The 6,888-nt window shown below is 35.2% G+C and carries 9 protein-coding genes and 1 pseudogene; 3 read left to right on the forward strand and 7 right to left on the reverse strand.

The window, feature by feature from the left end:
• Positions 1-339, reverse strand: a pseudogene (locus tag PWP26_RS08105) (AAA family ATPase); the annotation flags it as partial.
• A 146-nt stretch (positions 340-485) separates the two neighbouring features.
• Here PWP26_RS08105 and def point away from each other — a divergent pair.
• A complete protein-coding gene (gene def / locus PWP26_RS08110; protein ID WP_301399373.1) occupies positions 486-983 on the forward strand; it encodes a peptide deformylase in 498 nt (165 codons plus the stop codon).
• On the opposite strand, the gene PWP26_RS08115 is transcribed toward def, so the two are convergent.
• From PWP26_RS08115 to zapB, 4 genes are all read right to left on the reverse strand, one after another.
• A complete protein-coding gene (locus PWP26_RS08115) occupies positions 973-1,764 on the reverse strand; it encodes a TIGR00282 family metallophosphoesterase (protein ID WP_051754420.1) in 792 nt (263 codons plus the stop codon). The two genes, def and PWP26_RS08115, sit on opposite strands and share 11 nt — an antisense overlap.
• A gap of 19 nt (positions 1,765-1,783) precedes the next feature.
• Entirely contained in the window at positions 1,784-3,388 is a 1,605-nt protein-coding gene (gene rny, locus PWP26_RS08120; protein WP_301399374.1) for a ribonuclease Y, read from the reverse strand.
• 228 nt (positions 3,389-3,616) lie between these two features.
• The gene (gene zapA / locus PWP26_RS08125; RefSeq protein ID WP_273011470.1) at positions 3,617-3,916 is read right to left on the reverse strand and encodes a cell division protein ZapA; all 300 of its coding nucleotides are present in this window, start codon (positions 3,914-3,916) and stop codon (positions 3,617-3,619) included.
• A gap of 25 nt (positions 3,917-3,941) precedes the next feature.
• A complete protein-coding gene (gene zapB / locus PWP26_RS08130) occupies positions 3,942-4,160 on the reverse strand; it encodes a cell division protein ZapB (RefSeq protein ID WP_038063527.1) in 219 nt (72 codons plus the stop codon).
• Between the two features lie 155 nt (positions 4,161-4,315).
• On the opposite strand from zapB, the gene PWP26_RS08135 reads away from it, so the two are divergent.
• The gene (locus PWP26_RS08135; RefSeq protein ID WP_051754624.1) at positions 4,316-5,614 is read left to right on the forward strand and encodes an endonuclease Q family protein; all 1,299 of its coding nucleotides are present in this window, start codon (positions 4,316-4,318) and stop codon (positions 5,612-5,614) included.
• A gap of 190 nt (positions 5,615-5,804) precedes the next feature.
• The gene (locus PWP26_RS08140; protein ID WP_273011468.1) at positions 5,805-6,398 is read left to right on the forward strand and encodes a hypothetical protein; all 594 of its coding nucleotides are present in this window, start codon (positions 5,805-5,807) and stop codon (positions 6,396-6,398) included.
• A gap of 55 nt (positions 6,399-6,453) precedes the next feature.
• Here the strand turns inward: PWP26_RS08140 and PWP26_RS08145 are convergent, their stop codons facing one another.
• Complete coding sequence (locus PWP26_RS08145; RefSeq protein ID WP_273011465.1) at positions 6,454-6,666, reverse strand: hypothetical protein; 213 nt, start codon at positions 6,664-6,666, stop codon at positions 6,454-6,456.
• A gap of 20 nt (positions 6,667-6,686) precedes the next feature.
• The coding region (locus PWP26_RS08150; protein ID WP_301399375.1) for a hypothetical protein at positions 6,687-6,888 on the reverse strand (202 nt) is incomplete at its 5' end.

The following is a 6,888-nucleotide window of genomic DNA, read 5'->3' on the forward strand; positions in this document are numbered from 1 at the left end:
AACCACAAAAAGGTAATCCTTAAGTTCAGCCTGTTTTTTTATAACCTCTCTTATCTGCTGGTCTACAGATATGTCTTCTCCTTCAAACAGTTTGTACTGAAGATCATAGGTAAACACAAACGGGCAGGACCATTCTACAGGATCCTCAAGTTCTAAGACCTTATGAATAAAAACCGCCTCTTCATCAAGAATTTTGTCTCCTACCTTGACAGGCACTTTGCCTATCAACTTCATATAACCAACTTTACTTCCTTTTTCTTTCAGGTTTAAAGCAAGGCCTAACGCTAAGACGTTTCTTCCGGTAAACGGTCTGTTTGATACCAAAAATATGGATTTCATCTCCTTACCCCCTTGTTCCTTATCCTTTTTAATTATATTATGCCTTTTAATAGTACTTTTGACAACTCTCAGGATCATAAAATACGTTGAAATTTCTTAAATCAATTTTAAAATAATATTTATAAAAAGCTATTCAGGAGTCAAAGATGGAAATAGTGATTTTAGGTCATCCAGCCTTAAGAGAAAAAGCCTTACCTATAGAAAACATAGATGGAGAGATCAAAAGCCTCGTAGAACAAATGGCAGAAACTATGTATAAAGCTAAAGGTCTTGGATTAGCAGCTAATCAAGTAGGGGTATTAAAAAGGCTGTTTTTATTAGATGTTTCACAAAAAGAAGGAACCCCAAAGTTAGAAATTTATATAAACCCTGAAATTTTACACGCTGAGGGATACACTACCTATGAAGAAGGATGTCTTAGTATCCCTGGATATTATGCCAAGATAGAAAGACATGCCAAGCTTTATGTTAGGGCGTTAGATTTAGATGGTAATCCATTTGAAAGAGAACTTGAAGGGTTACATGCCATAGCCTTTCAACACGAATATGACCATCTAGAGGGGATACTTTTTATAGACAGGTTGTCTCCTTTAAAACGTAGCCTTTTTCAAAAATGGTGGAAAAAGAATCAACCTAGGAAATAACCCTAAAAGTTTCGATAAAAATGGTTTCTCCTTTTTGATTTAATCTTACGAAAGCCCCTTCAAGTTTAAGTTTCCCGGTTTTTTCTACCTCTAACTTTCTTGGAACCATGGTTAAATACATTTCTAATGCTTGGTCTATTTTCATACCTATGATACTTTCTACTGCTCCACACATCCCTACATCGGTTATATACCCAGTATTCTGAGGTAAAATCCTGGCATCTGAGGTTTGAACGTGGGTATGAGTACCAATGACTACAGAGACTATTCCGTCTAAAAAATAACCCAAGGCTATTTTTTCTGAGGTGGCTTCAGCATGAAAATCAACCAAGATAAACGGCGTTTCTTTTTTTAATTCTAAAGCTAATTTTTTACCTACCAAAAATGGATTAAGTAAAGGACGCATAAATATGCGTCCTTCAAGGTTAATTACTCCTAATTTTAATTCTTTTTTAGTATATACAGTCCATCCCTTCCCTGGAGCTCCTTCCCCGTAGTTAGCAGGTCTTATTACTCTTTCAGACTTATTAAGATAAGGGTAAAATTCTTTTTTCCAAACATGATTGCCTGAGGTTAAAACATCTATACCATAAGAAAAAAGTTCTTCAGCTACTTTTTCGGTAAGACCATATCCACCCGCAGCATTTTCTCCGTTAGCTACCACAAAATCAGGTTGATATTTTTTAACCAACTCTGGCAGAAGATCTTTAACCGCTTTTCTTCCGGCACTACCTACGATATCTCCTAAAAACAAAATTTTTATTTCTTTAACCTCTTCCATAAATTCATCCTGTTAATTTTTATTTTGCGTATTCTATTACTCTGGTTTCTCTTATCACTGTTACTCTAATAATCCCTGGATAGGTTACTTCTTTTTCGATTTTTTGTGCAATTTCTCGAGCTAATACATAAGCTTGTTCGTCTGTAATCTTTTTATCATCTACTATAACCCTAATTTCTCTTCCTGCCTGAATAGCAAAAGCTTTTTCTACTCCTTCAAAAGAGTAAGCAATAGATTCTAACTCTTTTATTCTTTTAATATAAGCCTCAAGAAGCTCTCTTCTTGCACCAGGCCTTGCCCCTGAAATAGCATCAGCTATCTGCAAAATGATCCCTAAAAGACTATTTATAGGGACATCTTCATGATGAGAAGCAATAGCATTTACGATTTCCTCATCTTCTCCATATTTTCTCGCAATTTCAGCCCCTATTAAAGCATGAGGACCTTCTAACTCATAAGATGCCGCCTTACCTATGTCATGCAGTAAAGCAGCTCTTTTAGCTTTTTTTACATCTATACCCAGTTCTCCTGCTAAAGCTCCACAAATAATAGCTGTTTCTATAGAATGTTGAAGCACGTTTTGACTATAGCTTGTCCTATATTTAAGCTTTCCAAGCATTTTTACTAATTCTGGATGAAGACCATAAATCCCCAATTCAAAACACGCCTTTTCTCCTACCTCCACTAGATGTTGCTCCATTTCTTCTTCTACCTGTCTAACCACTTCTTCTATTCTTGTAGGATGAATCCTTCCGTCTGCTATAAGCCTTTCTAAGGCTATACGAGCTATTTCTCTTCTAAGGGGGTCTACACAAGAAAGAACTACCACCTCAGGGGTATCATCTATCAAAAGGTCAACTCCTGTTAAGGTTTCAAAGGTTCTTATGTTTCTTCCTTCTCTTCCTATAATTCTACCTTTCATCTCTTCGTTCGGAAGTTGAACCGTAGAAACAGTTTTTTCGGTTACAAAAGGTATGGCTGCTTTAGCCACTGAATAAGAAAGAAGTTCTTGGGTTTTTCTTTTAACCTCTTCTTTTATTTCATTTTCTATCTTCATTATTAGTTTTGCCTTTTCTTCTATCAATTCTTCCTCAACTCTTTTAAGAAGTATTTCTTTAGCCTCTTTTTCAGAAAGTCCGGCTATTTTTTCAAGTTCTTCCCTTGCCTGATGATATAATCTTTCTATTTCATGTTTTTGTTCTTCTAAAGATTTTTTAAATTCTTCTATCTCTCTTAGTTTTTTTTCTAAACCTTCTTCTCTTTTTAATAACTGTTCTTCTCTCTTAAAAAGATCGCTTTCTTTTTTAGAAAGGTATTCTTCTTTACTGGCAATTCTTTCTTCTTTTAAGATTACTTCTTGAAGTCTTTTATTAAACTCTTCTTCTAATTTTTGTTTATGAGACAAAATCTGTTCTTTAACTTTGAGTTCCGCCTGTTGAAGCCTAAAATTAGCCTCTCTTTCTGCCTTCTCTAAAACTTCTTTAGCTTTTTTTTCTGCCTCTTTGATGATTTCTTCAGCAGTTTTTTGAACCAAAAGGTTCTTTTTCTTCTGGAAGTATAAATAGACCCATAATATGGCTATTCCCAATAAACTACCTAAAATCAAGCCTAAAACAAGACCCATAAGACTCCTCCCTTATATATGATTTTTAAGGAGGAAGGAGAAAAGAAAAATTTAAAAAGATTTAAGGAAACCCCAGGGTGCCGTGGGAGCTCCCTGCTCCAAGCTCTTATTCTAAAAACTTTAGGGGTGGGGTCTGGCTAGTCTTGGATGCTCTTAACGAGCAAAAGACCCCAGATCCACCAAACCCCAACACTCTTTTAATGTTAGCTTGGCAGGGCTCTACTCTCTTCACGAACACCCCAGGGATGGTTTTTCTTGTTCTAAAAACTCTCCCAGTTTTAAAATTTGTCCCCTAAGGTATTCTTCTAACTCTTCTTTTTCTCTTTTAAGCTTTACATAATCATGTGCTACCTGTAAAAGTAGCCAAACCGCCAGCTTAAAAGTAGGAACTTTTTTAATCTTCTCTACCTCTTTCTTTTTTTCCTCTAAATAACCAAGCACCTCTGTTATTTCTTCTTCCGAGATATGAGCTCGGAAGGTAAACCTTTGCCCTAAAAACTCAAAAACTACTTCTTTTGAATTTAACATAGGCTTTTACATCTATCTTTAAAATCTATATTTGGGAGAGTTTCTCTATCAAACTACCAATTTTTTCTTTTAAAACCTTTCTTTCCTCCTCCCTCCTTTCTATTTCCTCTATAAGTCTTGCATTTTCCTCCTCTTTGGTTTTTAGTTTATTTATAAGCTCCTCTTTTTCATTCCTAAGTTGGATTACCAAAGCAATAAGTGCATCTATTTTTTCTTCTAAATTAGCAATTTCCTGAAAAGCCATTTATTCTGACCTCCCTCTTCATTTAAATTTTTACTCTGTCTTATTTAAAAATAAAATATATTTTCAGGTTTTGTCAAGGGAAAGAACCTTCTTACTCTATAGAATTGACAAAATTTTTAAGTTTGATAGAATTGAAAAATAAAAAATTTGAAAAAATGTCAAAAAAAAATCAAACCTTCCCTTCAAAAGAACTTTTAGAAAACTCCTTTTTGGCTGATCTTCACATCCATTCCAAATATAGCAAAGCTTGTAGTCAAAAAATGGAAATCCCCCAAATAGCTCAAATAGGCCATAAAAAAGGGCTTTCGTTGATAGGTACAGGGGATTTTACTCATCCTGCTTGGTTTAAAGAACTTAAAAATTGGCTTGAGTTTGACCCATCTTCAGGCCTTTTAATTTTTAAAAACCTACCTGAAGGCCCTAAATTTATCCTTACTTCTGAGGTTTCCTTGATTTTCTCTCAAGGAGAGAAAACCAACCGAAGGGTTCATCTTATCCTTATAGCTCCTAATTTTGAGGTAGCTGAAGAAATAAATCTTTATCTTTCTAAACTTGGATCTCTAACGGTAGATGGAAGACCTACCTTCGGAATTTCTTGTAAAAAACTGGTGTTAGACCTGATGACAATCTCAAAGGAAATAATGGTTATCCCTGCTCATGCTTGGACCCCATGGTATTCTGTATTTGGGGCTTTTTCAGGTTTTGATAGCCTTGAAGAAGCCTTTGAAGAAGCTACCCCTTATATTTATGCAATAGAAACTGGACTTTCTTCAGACCCAGAAATGAACTGGCGAATTTCTAAGCTCGACTCAATTACTCTTATTTCTTGCTCTGATGCCCATTCTCCTGCTAAATTAGGAAGAGAAGCTACCGCCTTTTTTTACCCTCTCACTTATGAAAACATCTATTTTTCGATAAAAACAGGAAAGATAGCATTTACCATAGAATTTTATCCTGAAGAAGGAAAATACCACTTTGACGGCCACAGAAATTGTAAAGTCAGCCTTTCTCCAAAAGAAGCAAGAGCTTTAGGCCTCAAATGTCCTAAATGTGGCGAAAAAATTACGATAGGGGTTCTCCATCGGATAGAAGACCTGGCTGACAGAGAAGAGGGCTATATCCCTCCTAACAAACCTCTTTCAGTACATCTGGTACCTTTAATTGAGATACTAAGTGAAGTTTTTAATCTTTCTCCTACTTCTAAAACTTTAGGCAAACTTTACGAACAATATACCTTGCTTGCGGGAAGTGAATTCAACCTCCTTTTAAAATTGTCAAAAGATGAATTAGTTTCTCTTTTACCTGAAAAATTAGCAGAAGCCATCCTCAAGGTACGAAAAGGTGAGGTATTTGTTAAACCAGGGTATGATGGAGAATATGGAGTGGTAAAGGTCTTTTCTAATTTTGAACCAGAAGAACCTTGCCTCAAACAACAATCTCTTTTTTCTTTTTGAAAGTTTTACCTCTCAAACTTGCAATTTTTACAAATTTTTTACTTTTTACAAAATCAAAATTTAATTACCTTTTATTTTCTTATGAATTTTTATTAAAAATCAAACCACTTATCTTTAGATTCTTTTAAGTATTTTAGGCATATTTTTTGTTTTAGAAGATTTAAAAAATAACTGCAGGAGGTAGAAGCTTATGAATAAAAAGTTGAAATTTTTTGTCTTAGGATTTTTAATACTTCTTTTATTAAGCCCTTTAGGATTAAAGGCAGAAAACCTTAAGCTGGGTGTCTCTTTTTCCGAGGACAAGATAACTCATTTTTATTTAGCAATAAGTAACTATTTTCAAGTCCCTAAGGAAAAAATTGTTATTCTAAAAAAAGGTTCTCTCATTAAGGAAGAAGAACTTCCCTTAGTTTTATATTTAAGCCAAAAAAAGAAAGTAAGCCCAGAGTTTATCATAGAGCTACGTAATCGAGGCTATAGTTGGTATGAAATTTTTATTTATTTAGGTCTTAAACCAGAAAAGGAGTTTGAAAAATGGGTTGTAATCTATCAGCCTGCTTATGGTCCCCCTTATGGAAAGGCTTGGGGATACCATAAAAAACATCCCACCCGTAAAATAGTTTTTACTGATCATGACTTGATAATATTATCTAACGTCCATTTTATGTCAAACTATTATCAAATAAACCCTATAGAAATAAAACAAAAGTTTGATACACATCGAGATATCCTAATACTACATGAACATTTATTTAGAAAAAAACATCGAATAAAAAGTAGATAACAAAATTAATCCCCCGGAAGATAGTTTTCCGGGGGTAAATTTTTAAATTTTTAAATTAACACCCTTCTACTTTTTTCTTAGCACCAGCGGGTTTATTAGCCTTTTCGTCTTTCTTAGCTTCTTTCTTTTTAGCCTTCTTTTCTACCTTTTTTTCGGTAGCGGTAGCATTAGCCTTAGCACCATCCTGTTTAGCAGTCTGTTCAGCTGCAAAAACAGGAGAGGCTAAAAGGGCTAAAGCAGCCATCAAACCTAATACTTTTTTAAACATACCTCATCCCTCCTATAAAATTACTTCTTTTCAGCAGGTTTTTCAGCAGGTTTCTCGGCTGGTTTCTCAGCTGGTTTCTCAGCGGGCTGAGCGGGCTGAGCTGGCTGACCAGCGGGCTGAGCGGGCTGAGCTGCAGGCTGAGCTGGAGCCTCTGTCTTAGGTGCTTCAGGCTTTGGTGCCTCTTCCTTCTTCTGCTGACATCCTGCTAATCCAATCACACCA

It is taken from the genome of Thermodesulfobacterium sp. (assembly GCF_030445475.1).
In the GTDB taxonomy this organism is placed as follows: Bacteria; Desulfobacterota; Thermodesulfobacteria; order Thermodesulfobacteriales; family Thermodesulfobacteriaceae; genus Thermodesulfobacterium; species Thermodesulfobacterium commune.

What these genes read in the sequence shown, in the direction of transcription:
- PWP26_RS08145 (WP_273011465.1), bottom strand. Translation starts at nt 6,666, where the DNA reads ATGTTTAAAAAAGTATTAGGTTTGATGGCTGCTTTAGCCCTTTTAGCC.
- rny (WP_301399374.1), bottom strand. Translation starts at nt 3,388, where the DNA reads ATGGGTCTTGTTTTAGGCTTGATTTTAGGTAGTTTATTGGGAATAGCC.
- PWP26_RS08135 (WP_051754624.1), top strand. Translation starts at nt 4,316, where the DNA reads ATGTCAAAAAAAAATCAAACCTTCCCTTCAAAAGAACTTTTAGAAAAC.
- zapB (WP_038063527.1), bottom strand. Translation starts at nt 4,160, where the DNA reads ATGGCTTTTCAGGAAATTGCTAATTTAGAAGAAAAAATAGATGCACTT.
- def (WP_301399373.1), top strand. Translation starts at nt 486, where the DNA reads ATGGAAATAGTGATTTTAGGTCATCCAGCCTTAAGAGAAAAAGCCTTA.
- zapA (WP_273011470.1), bottom strand. Translation starts at nt 3,916, where the DNA reads ATGTTAAATTCAAAAGAAGTAGTTTTTGAGTTTTTAGGGCAAAGGTTT.
- PWP26_RS08140 (WP_273011468.1), top strand. Translation starts at nt 5,805, where the DNA reads ATGAATAAAAAGTTGAAATTTTTTGTCTTAGGATTTTTAATACTTCTT.
- PWP26_RS08115 (WP_051754420.1), bottom strand. Translation starts at nt 1,764, where the DNA reads ATGGAAGAGGTTAAAGAAATAAAAATTTTGTTTTTAGGAGATATCGTA.